At 45.1% G+C, this 19,650-nt stretch carries 16 protein-coding genes and 1 tRNA gene; 7 read left to right on the forward strand and 10 right to left on the reverse strand.

The window, feature by feature from the left end; all coding sequences use genetic code 11:
- Nucleotides 1-168 precede the first annotated feature (168 nt).
- Nucleotides 169-498 carry a hypothetical protein gene (locus tag ACMXYN_RS01150; protein ID WP_415893115.1) on the forward strand — a complete coding sequence of 110 codons (330 nt, stop codon included), beginning with the start codon at nt 169-171 and terminating at the stop codon, nt 496-498.
- A gap of 5 nt (nt 499-503) precedes the next feature.
- Here the strand turns inward: ACMXYN_RS01150 and ACMXYN_RS01155 are convergent, their stop codons facing one another.
- On the reverse strand, nt 504-1,847 hold the full coding sequence (locus ACMXYN_RS01155; RefSeq protein ID WP_415893116.1) for a GGDEF domain-containing protein: 1,344 nt from the start codon (nt 1,845-1,847) through the stop codon (nt 504-506).
- 158 nt (nt 1,848-2,005) lie between these two features.
- Here ACMXYN_RS01155 and ACMXYN_RS01160 point away from each other — a divergent pair, with 158 nt between their 5' ends.
- Nucleotides 2,006-3,313 carry an ABC1 kinase family protein gene (locus ACMXYN_RS01160; protein ID WP_415893117.1) on the forward strand — a complete coding sequence of 436 codons (1,308 nt, stop codon included), beginning with the start codon at nt 2,006-2,008 and terminating at the stop codon, nt 3,311-3,313.
- Nucleotides 3,314-3,316: 3 nt separating this feature from the next.
- Here the strand turns inward: ACMXYN_RS01160 and ACMXYN_RS01165 are convergent, their stop codons facing one another.
- Together ACMXYN_RS01165 and ACMXYN_RS01170 are read right to left on the reverse strand one after the other, a co-directional pair.
- Entirely contained in the window at nt 3,317-3,904 is a 588-nt protein-coding gene (locus ACMXYN_RS01165; protein WP_415893118.1) for a TetR/AcrR family transcriptional regulator, read from the reverse strand.
- A gap of 131 nt (nt 3,905-4,035) precedes the next feature.
- Nucleotides 4,036-4,407 (reverse strand): thiol-disulfide oxidoreductase DCC family protein, encoded by a 372-nt coding sequence (locus tag ACMXYN_RS01170; RefSeq protein ID WP_415893119.1) that lies wholly within the window; start codon nt 4,405-4,407, stop codon nt 4,036-4,038.
- Nucleotides 4,408-4,735: 328 nt separating this feature from the next.
- Here ACMXYN_RS01170 and ACMXYN_RS01175 point away from each other — a divergent pair, with 328 nt between their 5' ends.
- Nucleotides 4,736-5,701: an ABC transporter substrate-binding protein gene (locus tag ACMXYN_RS01175; protein ID WP_415893120.1), complete on the forward strand. Its 966-nt coding sequence runs from the start codon at nt 4,736-4,738 to the stop codon at nt 5,699-5,701.
- 90 nt (nt 5,702-5,791) lie between these two features.
- On the opposite strand, the gene ACMXYN_RS01180 is transcribed toward ACMXYN_RS01175, so the two are convergent.
- Entirely contained in the window at nt 5,792-6,463 is a 672-nt protein-coding gene (locus tag ACMXYN_RS01180) for a cysteine hydrolase family protein (protein WP_415893121.1), read from the reverse strand.
- A 50-nt stretch (nt 6,464-6,513) separates the two neighbouring features.
- Between ACMXYN_RS01180 and ACMXYN_RS01185 the strand changes: the two genes are divergently transcribed.
- On the forward strand, nt 6,514-7,473 hold the full coding sequence (locus tag ACMXYN_RS01185) for a GlxA family transcriptional regulator (protein WP_415893122.1): 960 nt from the start codon (nt 6,514-6,516) through the stop codon (nt 7,471-7,473).
- A gap of 55 nt (nt 7,474-7,528) precedes the next feature.
- On the opposite strand, the gene ACMXYN_RS01190 is transcribed toward ACMXYN_RS01185, so the two are convergent.
- Nucleotides 7,529-8,542, reverse strand: coding sequence for a zinc-dependent alcohol dehydrogenase family protein (locus tag ACMXYN_RS01190; protein WP_415893123.1), 1,014 nt, complete (start codon nt 8,540-8,542; stop codon nt 7,529-7,531).
- A 149-nt stretch (nt 8,543-8,691) separates the two neighbouring features.
- Nucleotides 8,692-9,201 carry a hypothetical protein gene (locus tag ACMXYN_RS01195; protein WP_415893125.1) on the reverse strand — a complete coding sequence of 170 codons (510 nt, stop codon included), beginning with the start codon at nt 9,199-9,201 and terminating at the stop codon, nt 8,692-8,694.
- 167 nt (nt 9,202-9,368) lie between these two features.
- Between ACMXYN_RS01195 and ACMXYN_RS01200 the strand changes: the two genes are divergently transcribed.
- Together ACMXYN_RS01200 and ACMXYN_RS01205 are read left to right on the forward strand one after the other, a co-directional pair.
- The gene (locus tag ACMXYN_RS01200; RefSeq protein WP_415893126.1) at nt 9,369-9,749 is read left to right on the forward strand and encodes a hypothetical protein; all 381 of its coding nucleotides are present in this window, start codon (nt 9,369-9,371) and stop codon (nt 9,747-9,749) included.
- 117 nt (nt 9,750-9,866) lie between these two features.
- Nucleotides 9,867-9,942 (forward strand) — tRNA-Thr (locus tag ACMXYN_RS01205).
- Nucleotides 9,943-9,978: 36 nt separating this feature from the next.
- On the opposite strand, the gene ACMXYN_RS01210 is transcribed toward ACMXYN_RS01205, so the two are convergent.
- The 3 genes from ACMXYN_RS01210 to waaF form a co-directional block, all read right to left on the reverse strand.
- The gene (locus ACMXYN_RS01210) at nt 9,979-13,029 is read right to left on the reverse strand and encodes an EAL domain-containing protein (RefSeq protein WP_415893127.1); all 3,051 of its coding nucleotides are present in this window, start codon (nt 13,027-13,029) and stop codon (nt 9,979-9,981) included.
- Nucleotides 13,030-13,226: 197 nt separating this feature from the next.
- Nucleotides 13,227-14,231, reverse strand: a complete 1,005-nt coding sequence (gene rfaC, locus ACMXYN_RS01215; protein ID WP_415893128.1) for a lipopolysaccharide heptosyltransferase RfaC — start codon at nt 14,229-14,231, stop codon at nt 13,227-13,229.
- The gene (waaF, locus tag ACMXYN_RS01220) at nt 14,228-15,253 is read right to left on the reverse strand and encodes a lipopolysaccharide heptosyltransferase II (protein WP_415893129.1); all 1,026 of its coding nucleotides are present in this window, start codon (nt 15,251-15,253) and stop codon (nt 14,228-14,230) included. Before waaF ends, rfaC begins: the two co-directional genes overlap by 4 nt.
- A 360-nt stretch (nt 15,254-15,613) precedes the next feature.
- Between waaF and ACMXYN_RS01225 the strand changes: the two genes are divergently transcribed.
- Complete coding sequence (locus ACMXYN_RS01225; protein WP_415883173.1) at nt 15,614-16,612, forward strand: branched-chain amino acid aminotransferase; 999 nt, start codon at nt 15,614-15,616, stop codon at nt 16,610-16,612.
- Between the two features lie 76 nt (nt 16,613-16,688).
- Here the strand turns inward: ACMXYN_RS01225 and glnE are convergent, their stop codons facing one another.
- A complete protein-coding gene (gene glnE, locus ACMXYN_RS01230; protein ID WP_415893130.1) occupies nt 16,689-19,589 on the reverse strand; it encodes a bifunctional [glutamate--ammonia ligase]-adenylyl-L-tyrosine phosphorylase/[glutamate--ammonia-ligase] adenylyltransferase in 2,901 nt (966 codons plus the stop codon).
- Between the last annotated feature and the right edge of the window lie 61 nt (nt 19,590-19,650).

The following is a 19,650-nucleotide window of genomic DNA, read 5'->3' on the forward strand; positions in this document are numbered from 1 at the left end:
CTTCAGATTCTGCTTTTTAATGATCTTTATATTCGAAATAGCACTTTGCTTTCAAAACGTTAAGGTCGCCACCCTCTTTGTAAACTGATACTTTTTACAGGTAAAAATGGGCTTAACAATAAAAGGGACAATAAAAAGATAAGCATGAAATAGATCTCCACGCTGCTTGTGGGACTTGCGCTAATTACATCGTTTCAAGCTAAAGCCGATTGGCAGAAAGCGGATAACTACAGACAGAGTGATAAAACCGATATCTACCTAGCTGCCTCCTTGAATGTTTATACGGCAGCGAATGTTAAACTTGAAGGCTTTAACCAAGCTCCTTTGTATTGTCAGCCAGAAAAAGTGGATTTGGGCCCAGAGCATGCTGTCTCTATTTTCGAGAAGGAACTGCAATACCGTATGATGGATGGCTCCAGAAATAGCCCTTTCTGGAAGGAAACCGATCTTGAATATGTTTTATTGTGGGGGCTGCAACGTGCTTTCCCTTGTGATTAGTATTTCTAACCTCTGATGCAGTTTCTACCTGCCTGCTTAGCGGCATATAGGTTTGAGTCCGCTTCATTAATCAGGTTTTGATAATCAGGATGACCAGAAAAGCTCGCGATTCCAAATGATGCGGTCACATTAATACTTCTCGAATCGGTAATCGCTATAGAGGTATCGTGGATAGTTTTGCGCATTCTTTCAGCCAGCTTCATGGTTTCCTGCTTATCCATCTCAGGCGCTACGATTAGCATCTCTTCACCGCCATATCGAAACGCATAATCCGTTAATCTGATGTTTTCCTTAATTAATCGGCAACATTGCCTTAAAACAGCATCGCCAGCTTGATGACCGTATAGATCATTAACACGTTTAAAGTGATCTAGGTCGATCATAATGATGGAGTAGGGCGGGCCGCCATTAATCGCCATTTGAGTTTCTTGCTGCAATATAGGGTCAAGGAACCTTCGCTCCAATAAAGTTGTGAGCGCATCTTGTTTGGATTCTTTAGCTAAATTGCAGTTGGCCTCCTCTGTTAGATGCCAAATCAGTTCTTGTAGGATCTGTTTTAGTGCATTTAGATCTTCTGAACTGGCATTACTTCCTTGAGAGTGCAGGCTTGCTCGATGTTGGTCAGAGGAGTCTAGGGCAACGTTTATTGTTTCAAGTCTCTTAGAGCTTGAAACGATCAGGGGGAGTTTGTGTTTTATCCACAAACCAAAATCCTTTTGCTTTATGGATTCTGAAAAGGATTCACTTTCTTTGGGAAAGGCGATTAGATTGGAAGTCATCCACTGATATATGCTGCTTTTAATTCGCTCAATTTCTAAGGCGAGTTCCTGTGCTGATGATGCCGTTATAAACTCTTGTGAGGTGCGCTCATGAGCCACTTTCCCTCTTAAATAGGACTCATTAATTAGGCTCATGGCGGCATCAAGAATTTTGTTTATCAGAATGACGGAATCAATGGTTTTCTGTAATGCTAAGTTACTACCCAAAACTGTATGAATGATGCCTTCTTTTATTATGGTCATACCCGCATCAACCAGTGGCATGGGTATTTCGACCCTAGAGTGTACCTCGCCTACCTTTAAGTGGGATCTTAAAGAGTCTTGTACTTGGTCTTCGCGTTTAGGAGACAGGGTCTCTTTAAGCCACTTCTCGAGCTGCTTTTTTAATCGAATCTCTACGAGGTGATTATCTAAAAATTGAGCAGAAGCAGGGTCCGAAAGTAACACGGAATAGAATTTCTCAATATATGAATGAATATTGGGTTCTATTATCGGGGAGAGCTCTTTGAGAATGTTGTTTGCGTCCGTGTCAAAAATATTTCCATAGTAATAACTGCTAACGCTAACCATGGTTAAACCCAAACGTTGTGATAACTATGTTGTGTATTAACTCTAGTTAAAGGCTAGGTATTTACCAGTTGTAAGTACATTTGGTTTGAGGAGCCTTCTCTTTCCTATACTGAACCCAGAGCCCAACCTTACTGGCAATAACCTAGAGGAAAGTCACTGTGGCTAGAGATAGACCAATTCCATCGAGCCGCGCAAGTCGTTTACTCAAGTTGGGTCGCCTTGCTGGTGGAATCGCAGGTGAGATGATCTCTGAAGGCGCGAGCCAACTGCTAACGGGTAAGAGAGTTAAAGCGATCGATCTGCTGCTAACACCTGAAAATGCGAGGCAGCTGACAGATAAGTTATCGGAGATGCGCGGTGCCGCCATGAAGGTTGGCCAATTGTTATCCATGGAGGCAGGGGATTATCTGCCTCCTGAGCTTATCGATGTTTTAGCGACTCTGCGTGAGAGCGCTTATACCATGCCTCAAGGGCAAGTGGTTGATGTGTTGGAGCATGCTTGGGGAAGCGGTTGGGAAGATCAGTTCGATCGCTTCTGTTTTACGCCACTTGCGGCGGCTTCTATAGGTCAGGTGCATGAGGCGAAAACCAAGCACGGTCAGCACCTAGCGATAAAAATTCAGTATCCCGGGGTGCGTGACAGCATCGATAGCGATGTAAATAATGTCTCTACTTTGTTCAAACTGTTACGGTTAGTTCCAAAAGGGTATGACCTGTCCCCGCTTTTAGATGAGGCGAAACGGCAGCTGCATCAAGAAGCGGATTATAACGCTGAAGCTGCCAGTATCACCGAATATGGTCGTTGTCTCGGAAGTGATTCTAACTTCGCATTGCCTACAGTGGATAGTTCACGCAGTAGTGCAGAAGTACTCTCAATGTCATTTGTGCCGGGTGTATCTATAGAGTCACTGGCTAGTGAATCGAGTCAGCTGCGTAATCAGATCGCCACCCGGATGTTGGCTCTGATGTTAAAAGAAGTCTTCGAATGGCAATTGGTCCAGACCGATGCCAATTTCGCGAATTATCGATACCAAGCCGATAAGGAGTGTATCGGCTTGTTGGATTTTGGAGCGACTAGGCGTTATCCGACTGAGTTTACCGAACTCTTAAGGCAATTGATGAGGGCTGCGCGGGATGATGATCTTCCTGCTATCGAAACTTATGCCATAGCGTTGGGCTATCTCAGGGAAGATGAGGATCCTGCTTATCTGCAGGGGTTATGCGAGATGATTCGTATGGTTGCTGAGCCTCTGCGACAAGAGGGGTGTTTCGACTTTGGCAGTTCAGATCTCTCTAAGCGGGTAGCAAATCAGGCGATCTCCTTACGTGTGCGTCAGCGCTATCTGCATCTACCGCCGACAGATGTACTGTTTTTACATCGGAAGTTCGCGGGTACTTACCTACTTTGTGCACGTTTGCGCGCGCAGGTAGATATTGCCTCCTTGATCAAACCTTATCTCGTCTAATCATTAGAATTGCCCGGATATCTCCGCTTTTTCCAGCATCCTTAAAAGTTTGCTATGTGCTTGGGTTTGTTGCGGACTCTGATCTCGGCACCAAGCGCTTAACGTCACCAAAAAAATCCCTGTAAGTGTAATTTCCTGAATCTGACGGCGTCGGCCGCCAGCACTTAGCTCCGCCATATCAAGCCATAGTTGGACTAAGCGTGAGAGGTCAAAAATCATGGGGACCCAGTGATGAATATGCGGCGGATATAGCTTTGCTTTAAGCATCTGAGAGGTAACTGCATGATAGGGAGCGAGTGCTTCAAACCAGCTCCAAATAATATGATCCAAACGTGCTGCTGCGGACAAGCTAGTCATCACATGTCTATCTACTGAGAGCATGGTTTCTAGGGCCTGTGAAAACCAGAAATCGGCAATCGCATTGGTATCGGCAAAGTGTTTATAAATCTTGCTGATTGAAGTGTCACAATGCACCGCGATATCGACCAAACTGAGGTCGTACCAGCTTCCCTGCTGTTGTGCTAAAGCTAACGCCGTGTTGAGAATGGATTGGGCGTCCAAACTTTCTGGATTAGGTTGGGCATCATTCATAATTTACGCTTCGTTTAACAAGGACGAGTTATCTAACTTCGAACCGAGTACGTTTAAGGGTCATGTTAAACAGTATAGGGCAGCAATTTGATGCTAAAAGGAGGGAGAGATGGGGTTAGGTTGTTGGATTTTTATAAGCGCCCAGCTTTCCTTAAACGACGTGTCACCAGCCAATGGTACAACTTGCTGCTTAGAGGTCTGATTAGTGGCAGGCTTATAAACCAGCCAATGAGCCGATAGCTAGGCACTCTTTGCATCAGGATTCGATAGGCATCCAACTCTGAGTAGATGGTCCCATCAGTGTCTCGAATATGTAGTTCCGTTAAAGCTTTATGTGGGTCTATGCCTAGTTCAAGCAGTTCTTTTTCTTTGTTAGTGATATCCAACCATTCGATCATTTCTGAAGCGTTAGGATCTTTGCTCTCGTAGTTTTTGCGATCTTGGACGCAGCGAGGGCAGGAGCCGTCATAAAAAACAGTAATTTTGTTTTGGCTATCAGACATGGCTTTCCGTCTCGTTAAAGAGGAGTACCTAAAGTTTGGGCCAAATCTACCTAAAAGGACATTGGAATTTATAGTGCTTCATTGCGCCAGTTTTTTACGCTGGAAAACAACGGGCTTTATCAAATACTCTAAGATTAAAAGCGAAACTCCCGTAAGGATTGGGAGTAAAAGTTTGCGTTTGAGCGCCGCGCTCATGACCTAACCTCTCGACTAACCTGATTAGGATATGGTGATATAGAGGCTAAGAATACCGTTTTGAAGCGTTTTATGTATCGACTTTTTATGTAATATGATTAAGCAATCATTAGCTTAAATGTTGAGGAAAGCCATGTTTCGAGTGTTAAAAAGCTTATTGTTAAGCATGGTATTTATATCTAGTGTTAATGCTAATGCTGGACTGATACGTGTCGCTTTAAATGACTTTCCAGGTCCGGATATGCTGCCAACTTTAATCGCAATTGAGCGAGCTAAAGAGAGAGGCTTGGCTATTAAAGTTGACTATATGCTTTCCGAAGAGAAGGCATTGCTCGCTATTTTGAATAATCGCGCAGATATCGGTATGGGAGTGTCTTACCAGAAGGTTCAGCAAACCGATGTACCATTACGTATGTTCTTTCAGATAAATAAACTTCGTTTTCATCCCGTAGTAGATTCCCGTTATTTTAACAGCTGGGAAGAGCTGGATGGTGAGGATATGTATTCTCATGGTAAAGGTTCAGGTACGGAAGCGATGGTTAAAATGATGGCCAAAAAGCATGGTATCAAGTACCGAAAGATGGTCTATCTTTCTGGCTCTGGTGTGCGCGCTAATGCCATGGTGAATGGCAGGGTGCATGCCACGGTTGTTGATACGGAACGTAAAAACAAGTTACTTGCTAGGCCCAATTCGCCGTTTAGAACTTTGCCAGTAGGTCAAATTGATGCCACAGATGAAGCGCTTTATGCAAATGAGTCATTTATTCGTGCCCACAGGAAAGAGCTTTTGATCTTGGTGGAAGAGCTTTTGTATGTATGGAGCCGAATGAATACTGAGCCTGTATTTATTCTGGAACAGCGAAATAACTATGGCCTATTACCAAAAATTGCTGATGAAAAAGTGCTTAGATATATGAAAGAGATGATCGCTGAGGACACTTTCCCAAGTGATGGTGGTCGAACATCTGCGTTTGGTGCTGATATCGATTTCTATGGCTTTGCTGGCACTATTCAAAAACCTGAAGAACAAAAAGTAGAGCAATACTGGGATTTTTCACTATTGGATCAAGTGGCCCAAGATCGTTCTAAAGAAAATTAATTAAGGTTACCCAATCCAGTATCGGAAAAACGACCGTTTTTCTATAAGGGAGATAGTTTGCGAACTATCTCCCTTTTTTATGATTGAGTGTTAATCAGGTACATCGGCGATGGATGGTACTACCGCAGAAGGAAGATCGGATAGGGCGGCTAAAGCGGCTGCATGAATCTGTTCTGCTGGGATGATCTCGTTAGAGGTTGTCGATGGCAGTGCTCGAGTTGCGGTTGCTGAAGCGACAACGGTTGGGTTGTAGCCAAGTGAAAACGCACCTCTTGCCGTTGAATTAACGCACATGTGCGACATAAACCCGCAAATGATCAGGTTGTCGATCCCCTTCCCTTTAAGGAGGTTGTCTAGCTCGGTTTCTACAAAAGAGCTTGGATAGTTTTTGGTGATAACGTCTTCGCCTGAGATAGGCGCAACGATATCAGCAATCTGTCCAATCTGGCTGTTTACATCGTACGGCGTGCCTGCGCCAGCATCATGTTGGATATGGTAAATGGGACGGCCAGCCGCTCTAAATCGTTCCAGTAAGGTTTTACAGTCTTCTAGAGCAGCTTCGACTCCTTCTAATTTCATCACGCCTTCGCAATAGGTGTTTTGGGCATCAATAATAATCAAAGCAGATTGGCTGATCGGGCTTGCTTCATTGCTTAAGCCTGCTAAATCTCGGATCGTTGGTTGCTCGCTCATCGTCTGTTCTCCATCTCTCAATTTAGATACCGGCAGATAGGTAGCCAGATAGTTAGTCATATTATTCATTGGCTTTTCTTTCTATACTGGAGGCGAAACTGGCATAAAAGGTGTCGAAAATGACAAAGACGTCAACGCTGACTACAGCCACAGTCGAAATAGGGATTGTTCATTATCCAGGGGCGCTATTGTCCTCCGTTCAAGGAATTGCAGAACAGTTCTACTTAGCTAATTCGATCTGTCAGCAAAATGGTCTTGAGTCTGTTTTTAAAACTCAGATATGTGATAGCCAGAAGTTAGATGCTGCAGAGTTTGATCAGATGAAGCCTTTGCAGGTGATTATTCTGCCGCCTTGTTTAGAAGATAGTTATTACTTAGCGCCAGAGAGCAGCCTTCTGAGTTGGCTGACATGGCAGCATAAACAGGGCGCTATCATCTGTTCTGTATGCGCCGGCGCATTCGTACTCGCTAAGACAGGTCTGTTGGAAGGGCGTAAAGCGACGACGCATTGGGCCTTGGCTGATGATTTTTCTAGTCGTTTCCCTGATGTTGTTCTCGATAGCCATAAGTTGTTGATTAACGATAGCGATATTATTACTGCCGGTGGCTTAATGAGCTGGGTCGATCTTGGCTTGGAGCTGGTGGCGCAGTTTACGAATTCTCAGATTATGCGGCAGTTAGGCAAATACCTAATTGTTGATACGGCTCCTAGAGAGCAACGTTTTTATCAGACGTTTACCCCCCGTCTTGATCATGGTGATGAGGTGATCGTTAAAGCGCAACATGAACTGCATCGCAATTATAATCAGACGGTTGTGATCAAACGTTTGGCGCAGTTAACTCATCTGACTGAACGCACTTTCTTACGCCGGTTTGTTAAAGCGACAGGGCTGAAGCCCTCTCAATATTTGCAAAACTTACGTATTAAGAAGGCCTGTGAGTTGATCGAGATGAATCGAATGCCATTTGAAAACGTTGCATTGAATGTCGGCTACGAGGATTTAAGCGCTTTTAGAAAAACATTTACCAAAATCACTGGGCAGACACCTAAAGAGTTTAAAAGCAGGTTTGTGAGTTGATTAGCTCATTACGATTAGGTGCGTAGTGAGCTAATCATACATGCAGGTTTGAATCTTATTCGGCTTCGATGACAACTTTACCGAAATGTTTAGCACCTGCCATATATTCGTATGCATCTTGGGCATCGCTGAACGAGAACGTTTTATCTATAACAGGGGTTAGGTTTTGCTCAGTCATAAACTCAGTCAACTGAGTAAGCATTTCGGTACTACCTACATAGATACCTTGAATTCTGAGTAGGTTGAAAATAGTCATTAGGCTGATCGTCGGGTTTTCTAGGCCGCTGAGAATACCAATCACAGAAACCGTACCATTCACTTTGGCTGAGGCAACCGATTTCTCAAAGGTGCCTGCACCACCCACTTCTAATACGTTATCAACGCCTTGGCCATCTGTAAGTTTAAGTACTTCCTTTTCCCAATCGGGCGATGTTTTGTAATTGATTGTATGGTCGGCGCCTAATGCTTTTGCGCGCTCTAATTTCTCATCGCTAGATGAAGTGATAATCACTTTGGCGCCTTTAGCTTTTGCTAGTTGTAAACCAAAGATAGATACACCGCCAGTGCCCAAGAGAAGGATCGTATCACCCGCTTTAACACTGCCGACGTTGACCAAAGCATGCCATGCAGTTGTTGCTGCACAGGGGAGTGTTGCAGCTTCGCTATAAGAGAGGTGATCAGGGATCTTCACCGTGCAGTCTTCTTGCAGAATAAAGTAGTCTGCTAACACGCCATCTATTGCGCCACCTAGTGCCGAATTAAGGCCTTTGTCATCGATATTGCCATCGACCCAGTGTTGGAAAAAGTTACCGAGGACTCTGTCACCCGCTTTAAACTGAGTAACTTCATCACCAACTCTAACTACTTCTCCAGCGCCGTCAGATAGTGGGATGATTGGACGCACATCATTACGCACGTAGCCACCTAAAGTGATCAGCGTGTCCCTGTAGTTCAAAGAGCAGGCCTTCATCTTAACCAGAATCTCTTTGCCCTTAGGTGTAGGCGTTTCAGTTTCGATCTGTTTGATCGCTTGGATGCCTTCGGCGGAATCTACTTGGTAAGCGCGCATATCGGTTCTCCACTAAATGTTGTAGGAAAGAGTGGCACTGAGATACGGAAGGGGCAACCATTAAGGTGAAAAATGGCTCTAAAGTAGTGACTGTTTTCAGATTTAGGAGATAGAAAAGGGTAGGGGGCAGAGTCGCCCCCTAAGAGGTTCTATTTCTCGCAGCTCATACTGTTGATATCGCGTGAGCGGAGATTGAAATTATCCATTAGCTGGCGAAAGGCATCATCGCTTAATGCTGCTTTTTGGAAGGTGCGATGAAAATTGTTATCGACTTCTATCTCTGGTTGCGTCGTCATCTTTTTATGCATTTTCGACAGCGTGCTGAGGTTTGGATCGTATTGAGCGAGTTCAGCTTCTAGTTCTGGGGAGAGGTCAATCCAGTTGTTGATACTGCCCCACGTTTGTACTTTGTCAGGGGTATGCTTGAGCGCTAATTTCACTGCAAGAACACGGCGTTCAATCGAAAGCAGCTGTGTGTCTCGATAATGGTTTATGCGCTTAGCATGTTCTGGTAAAAGCTCCACAGCACGTTTGCTACTTTCATGTTGCCATGTGGTTTGGGCTTTTGCGTAGAGCTCAAACTTATCGGCACAGCTTGTAGATTGAGCTAGAGCGCTACCTGAAGCGCTTAAGATTATGACGTACGCTAAGAATCTCAACGTTAATTTACCTTATTGGATGCTGTTTTGACCTGAAATTATCACAGAGGTTATTTCTGGTCGATTCAAAATTTTGAGCTATACATATCAGATGATAGAAAGATAATTTCAATCTATAATTAAGTTTTTTCTAATATATAAGTAAGGCGGGTGTTTAAGTTAGTTGTATGTCTTATCAATATGAGATCAAAAAAGCAGAAGGGTTTATTCGTGTTGAGGTCTCTGGAATCAGGAAGCCCAATTATGCCGGTAATGATGCTTTAGGTGTTTGGACTGATATTTCTGCATATGCAGCTTCTGTTGGGATAAATAAAGTTTTGTATCTTTCCAGTGTTTCAGGGCAAATACCGGTTATGGAAGCTTACGATGTACTAGATCAATTCGTTGAAAAACAGTGGATAGGGCTGCAAGTAGCCTATGTGGATCTCGGCGGATCTAATATTGATGACTTACGAATGTTAAAAGCAATCTGTTTTCAGCATGGGATGTTATTTGATTATTTTAAATCTGAGGATGAAGGGATTAGGTGGTTACAAGCTTTAGAGTAATAACTTATATCTCTTTTGTTTATAATTTAAGCGAATTTTATTTATTGCTAATTATTTTTAAAATAGGCTTGATTCATCATCAAGAACTGCATATTATGCGCACCGCTTCCCTGATGTGCCGGTATAGCTCAGTTGGTAGAGCAACTGACTTGTAATCAGTAGGTCCCGAGTTCGACTCTTGGTGCCGGCACCACTTTCTCACCTTTTCAATTACTTTTTAAACATCATCTCAATCTGAGTTGTTTTGTTTTTCCTGTTCCAGTGCTTTGCTAAATATGTCTGCAGCGACTGGTTTGCCAAGCAAATATCCTTGTAAGAAATCACAACGTAGCTCGTGTAGATATTCTTTCTGCTCTACCGTTTCTATCCCTTCAGCAGTAACACTAAGGCCAAGCTGGTGGGCCATCGCTATAGTAGCTGAGACTAAGATCTGTGAATCAGGATTTGTGACGAGCTCTCGGATGAATGCGCGATCGATTTTCAGATTATCAAACGGGAATCGTTGCAGATAGTTTAGAGATGAATAGCCGGTTCCAAAGTCATCCATCGAGATTTGGATGCCCATGTCAGAAATCGCCTGTAAGGTGTTATCCAGTTTGGAAGAGGCCTCAATAATGAGCCCCTCTGTTACTTCCAGTTTCAGGTGTTCAGGTTTTAGGCCACTGTATTCGAGCGCTTGGTTTATATCTTTAATAAAGTCATTGCCCTTAAATTGCCTCGGCGAAACGTTAACAGAGATAGTGAAATCAGCATGTCCTTGCTCGATCCAACGTTGAGCTTGTTTACAGGCCTGTTTTAACACCCACCGGCCGATTGGAATTATTAGCCCTGTTTGTTCAGTTAGTGGTACAAATTCGGTTGGCGATACGTCGCCCAATTTAGACGAGTGCCAACGTAAAAGTGCTTCTGCACCGACAATTTTAGGGTCGTTGTTCAATCCACACATAAGCGGTTGAAATGCCAAGCTTAGTTCATCGTTGGCGATGGCTGCACGTAAACAGTTATCGAGTTCTAGTTGTCGAACCGCGACATCATTCATCTCTTGGGTGTAATAGTGGAAACGGTTACGACCATCTTTTTTAGCTTTGTACATACCTATGTCGGCAGCACGCAATAATGCTCTAAAGTCGACGGCATCGTCTGGGAATATGGCGATACCTATACTGGCGGTAACGATTAGTTGCTTACTTTGGATTACGAAGGATTGCGAGAACTTTTCTAAAATGAGTTCAGCAGTGAGCTCCGCTTGTTCCGGTTTCTCGAGATCTTCGAGAATAATGATGAATTCATCTCCGCCATGGCGAGCCAATGTGTGGTTTTCGGCTAAGCAGCTCTGTAGGCGCTCGACAGCCTGTTGCAGAAGCTGATCACCAATATCATGGCCTAAACTGTCATTTACCTTTTTAAAGTCGTCTAAATCGATAAACATTAAGGCCAGTTTTCGACCTTCCCGGCGCATTTTCTTAATCGCTTGTTCTGCACGATCCCGCGCTAATACGCGATTAGGTATGTTGGTGAGTAGGTCATATTGCGCTTGATAGAGAATATGCTCCTCTTGCTCTTTTTGGCGGCTAATATCGCGTATAGCGACGATATTAAACAGGCCATCATCAAATTGCATGCTGGCAGAGGATATTTCTGCAGGGAAGGTAGAGCTGTCTCCACGTTGCAGAGTAATTTCAAAAGAAGACTTATCAGTCTGCTCTAGCTCTAAGAGCTCTTCGGATATCTCCTTATTGAAAAGCTGATCCAAGGAAGAGGAAATGAGGGTTTCTCTATCTGTTGCAAAAATGCGGCACAGAGCCTGATTCACATCGATGATTTTGTGATTGCTATAGATCAGCAAGCCTTCGGCGACAAGATCTGAGAGTTGGCGGAAACGGTCTTCACTTGCAGACAATTTTTTCTGTGTTTCAACTCGTTTCCTGATATCGCGGAATGAGGCTACCCTTGCTTTTTCACCATGCCATAGCACTCTTCGGCCTGTGATGACTACAGGAATCTCTTCGTGTTGTTTGGTAATAATAACGGCTTGGTAAGGTTGCTCAGATGTGTTCCTTGCATGTTCCAGTGCCGTCGGCAAACTTTCAGGCGTAAATAAGGTTTTGGGGTCCAGTTTTATAAAGTCTTGGTAGCTGTAGCCAAATAGTTCTTCTGCTCTTCTATTAAGATCGACTATGCCTTGCGCATTATGGATGAAGATAGCTTCGGAGGTGACCTCTTCAAAACGTTGTAAACGTTGCTCACTTTGTTCTAGCTCATGCTGATAGCGTTGGGTCGAGCCTAAGCTTTGTCTGAGCTGGCGATAGAGGAGTTTGATTGCAATCAGAGTGAGGAAGAACATTGCTCCGATCAACGACAAAGCAATCTGGTGTTGAGTAATCTGTTCAGAGGTTTGGAACTGTTCAGGTTCTAATAGGAATGATATGTGCCAACCTGGCAGCTCTTCTAATGGCGCGCTTTCATAGATGAATAGCTGTTCATCCTTTTCTATCACTGAGCTATCTAACTTGCGGCTGAAACCTAAGTGCTCAGGTATTGAATCGCCAAATTGTCGTGATGCTGCGACCTGCTTTTCTTGTACTGGAGAGAGAGGGAATAGAGTCTTGTATAGCCAGTTTTCATTGTTGGAAGCAAAGACAATACCATTCGGATCGATCAAAGATGCGTTACCTGGAAGTCGGTGGAAGCGTTCTTCGATCTGAACGGGTAGAAACTTAATAATCGCCACCCCGATAGGCGTTTCGGTTTCAGAAACAATAGGGTGACTAAAATACAGGCCGCGTTTTTTGGTTGTGACGCCTAAGGCTAAGTGAACAGTTGGAATACCTTGAATCGCTTGTTGAAAGTAGGGGCGGAAAGCATAGTTTTTTCCCACAAGGGTAGTGTCTGATGGGCGGTTATCAGCTCGGGTAACGCCGTTCTTATCCATGATGTAACAGATCGACGCTTGTAATGTGCGGCAGTAACGCTTTAGTTTGTTATTAATCTTGGAATAGCTTTTTTCGTCAGGATTAAGCAGGTGTCGAGCGACCTGTTGCTCACCGGCCATCAATGCCACCGCATGGGTTCTATTGCGGATAAATGCATCGGCTTGGCTAGCTAAAAGCTTAGTAATGTTCTGACTGTGATTACGTGCTTCAATTTCGCTTTTACTTGCCAGATTTAAATAGATCCCAATGCCGCCAATAGCGATCAAAAACAGCGGTAACACTACGAGCGCAAGTAAGCCGCGAATGGGCTTGTTGATGTGAACGTTTTCAGAGTGATCGGTTGCCAAAGTAAACCTTCTTAATACAACAAAGCCGAACAAAGCGAATGCTCGACAAATTAGGTTTATGCAGTCGTTGCTGTGCTAGCTAATGCTTATCCCGTTCCGTGTGAGCGCTTTTCAGTATATCTAGGATAAAACCTTCCATTTTATCCTAGAACTATTTGCCTGATAGGCAAATACTCTGATGCCCTTTTATCGACTTATTAACTAGGTAAGGATATTTTGCTGGATAATGTACTCCAAACGATCTCGGGAGTAAGAGAAGCAAAAATAGCCGGTTCCACATTATTTTGATTGGTGGGGCACTCACTGGCTTGTAGACAGGTTTGGTCTTTGCCATAGCCACCAACTAAACCAGGATCGGTTGGGCCAAATAGAATGACATTAGGTGTATCTAAGGCTGCAGCTAAGTGGGACAGGCCTGTGTCTACAGAGACACAAGCGTTTGCACCCGTCAGGATGGTAGCTATTTCAGCTAAGGGAAGGCGTGGCAACACCTCCGCATTTTCATGTGCTTCAGCGAGCCTTTGTGCTCGTTGTTGCTCAGGTTCTGAGCCCCAAGGTAGTTTGATCTTCCAGCTCGCATCCCCTGCGAGTTTGATCAACGCTTGCCAGTAGGTTTCAGGCCAATGCTTATCAAAGCGAGTAGTGCTGTGTTGAAAGACTAGATAAGGCGCTTCGCGATGAGTTTGCTTTAAGAAGTGCTGACGAATATTAAAATCACCACGTTCTTCTGAGAGATCGTATCCAAGCGCTTGGGCAAATAATTGGCGAACCCTCTCAACGGCATGTTGCTGTTTCGGAACCGGAACTGAGGAGTCGTAAAAACGTGCTGCTAAAGGCTCTTTGGCAGAATCTTTATCTAAGCCGAATGAAGGCCCGTTTGCTAAGCGTGTGACCAGTACAGCACTCTTGAGTAAGCCTTGGGCATCAATAACAGCGTCGTACTGTTCTGTTTGCAGTCGCTGCTTGTAAACGGACCACTCACCGCTTTTTAGTGTGCTCCAGATATTCTTGCGCCAGCGACGAATGGCAACCGGGATAACCTGATTAACCGAAGGGTGCCATGAAGGTACTTCGGTAAAATTTTCTTCAACAACCCAATCAAACTGTACACCCGGGATGGCACGAGCCGCGTCTGTGAGTGCAGGCAAGGTATGGATGATATCGCCCATGGATGAAGTTTTAACAACAAGCACTTTCTTCATCGGTTTAATCCGTTGATGGTTGCCTTATAAGCAAGCTCAGGTGTGATATCGATCATACTTTGATGATAGCCTTGATCGGCATCACCTTTTCTAATTTTTTGGTAGCCTTCGATCAGCCTAATAATCTCTGCTTTATCGGATAGCGGTGGTGTAAATCCAGGGCTGGTAGGACCGTATAGTGCAACAAGCGGCACATTGACGGCTGCCGCAATATGCATCAATCCAGAATCATTACTCACCGCCGCTTGGCAATGAGCGATCAGGTCGATAGCTTGAGGAAGCGTGGTAACACCGGCTAAGTTGCTGCAGCGCTGTTGTTCTTCAATCGTAAGCTGGTCTTGAATTTGTTGACATACCGGCTTGTCTTTTTCGGAGCCAAATAGCCAGATCTGGTAGCCATCAGTAATTAATAGCTTCGCTAGTGCTGCATAGTGATAATCGGGCCAGCGTTTAGCGGGACCAAACTCGGCACCTGGGCAAAACGCGATCGCTTTATCAGGGTTTAGTTTGAACTTAGCTAGAGCAGCTTCATACTCTGCGCTATCCACTGTCAGTTGCGGATAAGGGATCTGTTCCATGGGCATGGCTGGTGTCCCCGGTGCTTCTGCTAGGCCAAGGTAGCGCTGAACCATCAATGGATAGGCTTCTTTATCCAGTGGTCTAAGGTCGGTCAATAAGCCATAACGCATTTCACCACGCCAGCCAGTTCTTTTTGGAATTTTGGCAAACCATGGGATTAATGCAGATTTTAAAGAGTTAGGAAGCACGAGTGCTTGCTCATAGCCGTTTTGAGCCAGCTCCTGACCAATCTGTTTGCGCAGCCCCCATTGCAGGCTACCATGCCCTACTGGCATCTCGATCGCTTTATTGACCTCGGGCATACGTGCTAAAACAGGTCGACACCAGTTCGGCGCTAACACGTCGATCTCAATATCTGGGTTCTTCTGTTTTAGATGCTGATACAGAGATTGGCTCATTAACATGTCGCCTACCCAAGATGGGCCGATGATAAGCGTTTTCATTAGCTGTTATCCATTTGCTGTGTTAACGACATAGGTGAGTGAACCTTCTGCTCTGTTGCTTTTAGACTTCGATCAAAAATAGCCCGTTACAGTGCTTAGATAGCCTGATATGAGCGGTATTTGATAAGGTGAGAATCATACAAGAATTGGAGAAAAACGCCCAATTTCAATTCTTATTGGGTTTATTGGCACTTTAATTCCGCAAGATGCGCTGTTGAAGGACTCAGGGAATTCCAATTTTCTGTTATCAGGATTAGAATATCAGCCCTAAATTTGTACATATCATCTCTGTTTGCCCCTCCATCGAGTGTATCGAAGGGCTAAACAGTAACGCATCAAAATAATTAGAAGGAAGGTCTCATGGCAACTGCATTCGGCTCCGTTTTTATGCCTGAAATGTCAATCTCTTGGTTTGACGGTTCCAGCTGGAGTGCGGTCGAAATGGTCCCTAGTGACAGCATCAACTTGCACCCAGGTGCGCATGTGCTGCATTACTCTTCGACGTGTTTTGAAGGTCTTAAAGCATTCCGTCATGAAGATGGTTCGATCAAAGTTTTCCGTATTGATCGTAACGTATCTCGTATGGCGCAAAGTGCGCGTCTATTAGCACTACCAGAATTGGATGAGGAATTTGTAACTCAGATGATTCTGGATACAGTGAAGCGTTTTGCTGATGAAGTTCCTGCACCTCCGGGTTCTATGTATATTCGTCCAACGTTGTTTGGTACTGAGCCTGCGATCGGTAAAGCAGCTGCGCCATCTGAAACGGCTTGTTTCTACGTACTGCTTTCACCTGTAGGTGATTACTTTGCGGGCGGTGATCGTGCGTTACGCTTGTTGGTAGAAGATAACGGCCTACGTTGTGCGCCTCACAATGGCATGATCAAGAGTGGTGGTAACTACGCGAGTGCATTACTGCCAACGATGAAAGCTAAAGCTGAGCACAATGTTGATCAGGTTCTGTTCTGTCCAAATGGTGATATTCAGGAAACTGGCGCAGCTAACTTCCTGCTAATCGATGGTGATGAAGTCATTACGCGTGATCTGGATGAAAGCTTCCTACATGGTGTAACACGTGATTCTGTTCTAACCATTGCGCGTGATTTAGGTCTTAAAGTATCTGAGCGCAGTATCTCGGTAGAAGAGATGCTTGAGCGTATTGCTAAGCCAGGTTGCGAAGCTGCTCTTTCTGGTACAGCTGCAGTATTGGCGCCAGTGGGTACTATGGTTTATAACGATAAAGAGTACAGCGTTGGTAACGGTGGTATTGGTGAGACAACTCTACGTTTACGTAAGGCGCTAAACGATATCCAATGGGGCAAGGCAGAAGATAAACACGGTTGGTTAACTGACGTTTAAAAGCCTCCCTAAACAGTTTTATAAAAAAGGGCAGTACCTGCGAAGGTACTGCCCTTTTTCGTTATCAGGAGAAAGCTTAGCTTTCCCCTGACATGATCCCTTGCCAGATGCTTGCGACTGCATTTCGCATCTCGGTCATCTCAGCACCAGAGATAGTATTGGAGCGATCCTGCAGGGTTTGACGATGGCCTGCTGCGCGATAAGCCTTGTAAGCTTCTCGTAGAGTTTCAGCTGTTTCTTGGCTGATTAACTCGATCTGTTCGGCGGCATCCAAAATACGGATGTTGTCGGTGAACTCATAAAGAGAAGGGCATTTACCGGCATTGCGTAAAACCAAGTATTGAACGATAAATTCAATATCTACAATGCCACCACGGTCATGTTTAAGGTGGAACACAGGGTTCTCTTCATCATTACCTTTGCTACCCAGATGGTCGCGCATCTTCTCGCGCATCTCTGTTACTTCTTCTAGTAACTTTTCATCCTCTCTAGGCAGTTTAAGAATCTCGGCTCGAACCTCTTCAAACTTCTCTTTCAGAGCGGCATCACCGGCAACCACGCGTGCGCGAACAAGGGCTTGATGCTCCCAAGTCCACGCTTCTTTATGTTGATAGTCGGAGAAGGCTTTGAGAGAACTGACCAATAAGCCAGAGTTACCAGATGGACGCAGACGCATGTCTACTTCGTACAACTGACCTGAGGTGGTGAATGTATTTAGGATGTGGATGATCTTCTGGCCTAGACGAGTAAAGAAGACCGAGTTAGCAATCTGTTTCTCCCCATCGGTAAACAGGTTCGCATCAGAATCGTGGATAAAGACTAGGTCTAGATCTGAGCCATAGGAAAGCTCGATCCCGCCCATTTTACCGTAACCCAAAACGATAAAGTCTGGGTTACAGGGTACGCCTGCGGATTTCTGCGGAGCACCGTGCTTTTCGGTCATTAACTTCCAAGCGATATCGACCACTGCTTCTAAGATAACTTCCGCTGTCCAAGTTAAGTAATCACTTACTTTCATAAGCGGCAATGCACCCGTGATCTCAGATGCCGCTACTTTCAAAGAGTGGGCGTTCTTGAAGTAACGCAGAGTATCCATTAACTGCTCAGTATCCTCTTCTGGAATACGTAGCAGTTGTTGGCGCAATTCGCTGTTTAGCTGAGCTTTATCCGGTGGCGAATATAGGCTGCTAGGGTCAATCAATTCATCCAATAGAATTGGCTGCTTAGCTAGTTTTTCTGAGAACCAGCTAGATGCTGAGCAGAGTTTCACCATCTGCTGAAGTGCGGTTGGGTTTTCAGCCAATAACACTAGATAAGCGGAACGCCTTAAGATCGCTTGGATCAGCGTTAGTACACGACCTAAGGTTTCTGTCGCATTTTCGGTCGCGGCGATTTCACGTAGCAAAATAGGCAGTACGGCTAATAAGCGTTCTTTCGCAATGAGCTGTAGCATCTGCACGGTACGTGATTCGCGCAAAGTGTTGATCTTGTGCCATGCCTCTTTAGGGTCGTCGAAACCTTGTTCTTCAAGCAGGTCAATCGCCTGTTGATCTTCGAGATCGTCATTCCACAGAGACAGCCAGGTATCGTCGCATGCGGAATCCTCTTCAGGTTCCGCTTCTTCACAAGGCGCAATTAGATCAGCAAAGTGGATACGTACTTTCTCGCGGTGACTTTCTAGTTCGGCTGCGAAACTATCCCAATCGTTAAAGCCCATGCTGAAAGCAAGACGGCATTGCTCTACTTCGTCGATTGGAAGTTCTTGAGTTTGTTTGTCTGCAACGGCTTGAATGGCGTGTTCTGCGTTACGGAGAAATTCATAAGCCGCCATCAGCTCCTGAGAGGCTTGTTCAGGCATACCGACGACGTCTGGCAGAATCGGTAAAATATTACACAGCTCGCGTTGCTGCAGACGTGTATCTCGACCACCACGCAGCAGCTGGAACACTTGAGCGATAAACTCAACTTCGCGGATACCGCCAGAGCCAAGTTTTACGTTGTTATTCAGGCCCTTGCGACGGACTTCGCGACTGATCATCTCTTTCATCTCACGAAGAGAGTCAAAAGCACTGAAGTCGATATATTTACGGTATACGAATGGGCGGAGAATCTGCATTAGCTCATCTCCCGCTTCTTTGTCACCCGCCATTACGCGGGCTTTGATCATGGCATAGCGTTCCCACTCACGACCATGCTCTTGGTAATAGCCTTCCATGGCATCGAAACTGATCGCCAAGGGACCCGCTGAGCCGAATGGACGTAGGCGCATATCGACTCGGAATACAAAGCCGTCGATGGTGCTGTTATCCAGTGCCTGAATAAGCTTTTTGCCTAGGCGGATAAAGAAGTCCTGATTGTCGAGGCACTTTTTGCTGCCTTCGGTTTCACCGTTTTCTGGGTAAACGTAGATCAGATCGATATCGGAGGATAAATTCAGTTCGTTTGCACCTAGCTTACCCATGCCCAGTACAACCATGCGTTGCGGCTTACGGCTGTGTCGGCCGGTTGGTGTACCCCAACGTTCGCACGCTTGGTCATAAAGCCAGTTCATGGTTTGTTCGACACAGGCATCAGCCAACCAAGACAGTTCACGGGTGGTGGTGCGCATATCGCTGGCACGGGTGAGGTCACGCCAGATTAATCGAACTTGTTCACGCTGGCGGAAACAACGGATCGCTTTGTGAAGCTGTTCTTCTGTTTCTAAAGAGCTAAAGGTTTCTTTCAGTGTGTTGTGATACTGCTCTTCTGAATAGGTGCTGTATAGATCTCCGCTTTCCAGAAGCGAGCTCAACATATCTGGGCGACGCTCGAGTTGCTCCGCCACGAAGTTACTGCCGGTCAGAACACGGCTTAAGTCCTGACTAAAACTCTCTGGGGCGTTGCTCAGTGTAGCCAGAGTTTCTGCAAGGGGTTCCCAGTTTTTGGTAAGTACCGGTTGAAGTGTGTTTGGCAGTATATCCATGTGCGGTTTGAGCATAAGGCTTATGTCTCCTGAAATGTGAAACTTGGGGCCAAATATGATGCGTACTAAATGAAGA

The sequence above is a fragment of the Neptuniibacter sp. PT8_73 genome (genome assembly GCF_047778045.1).
GTDB lineage: Bacteria > Pseudomonadota > Gammaproteobacteria > Pseudomonadales > Balneatricaceae > Neptuniibacter.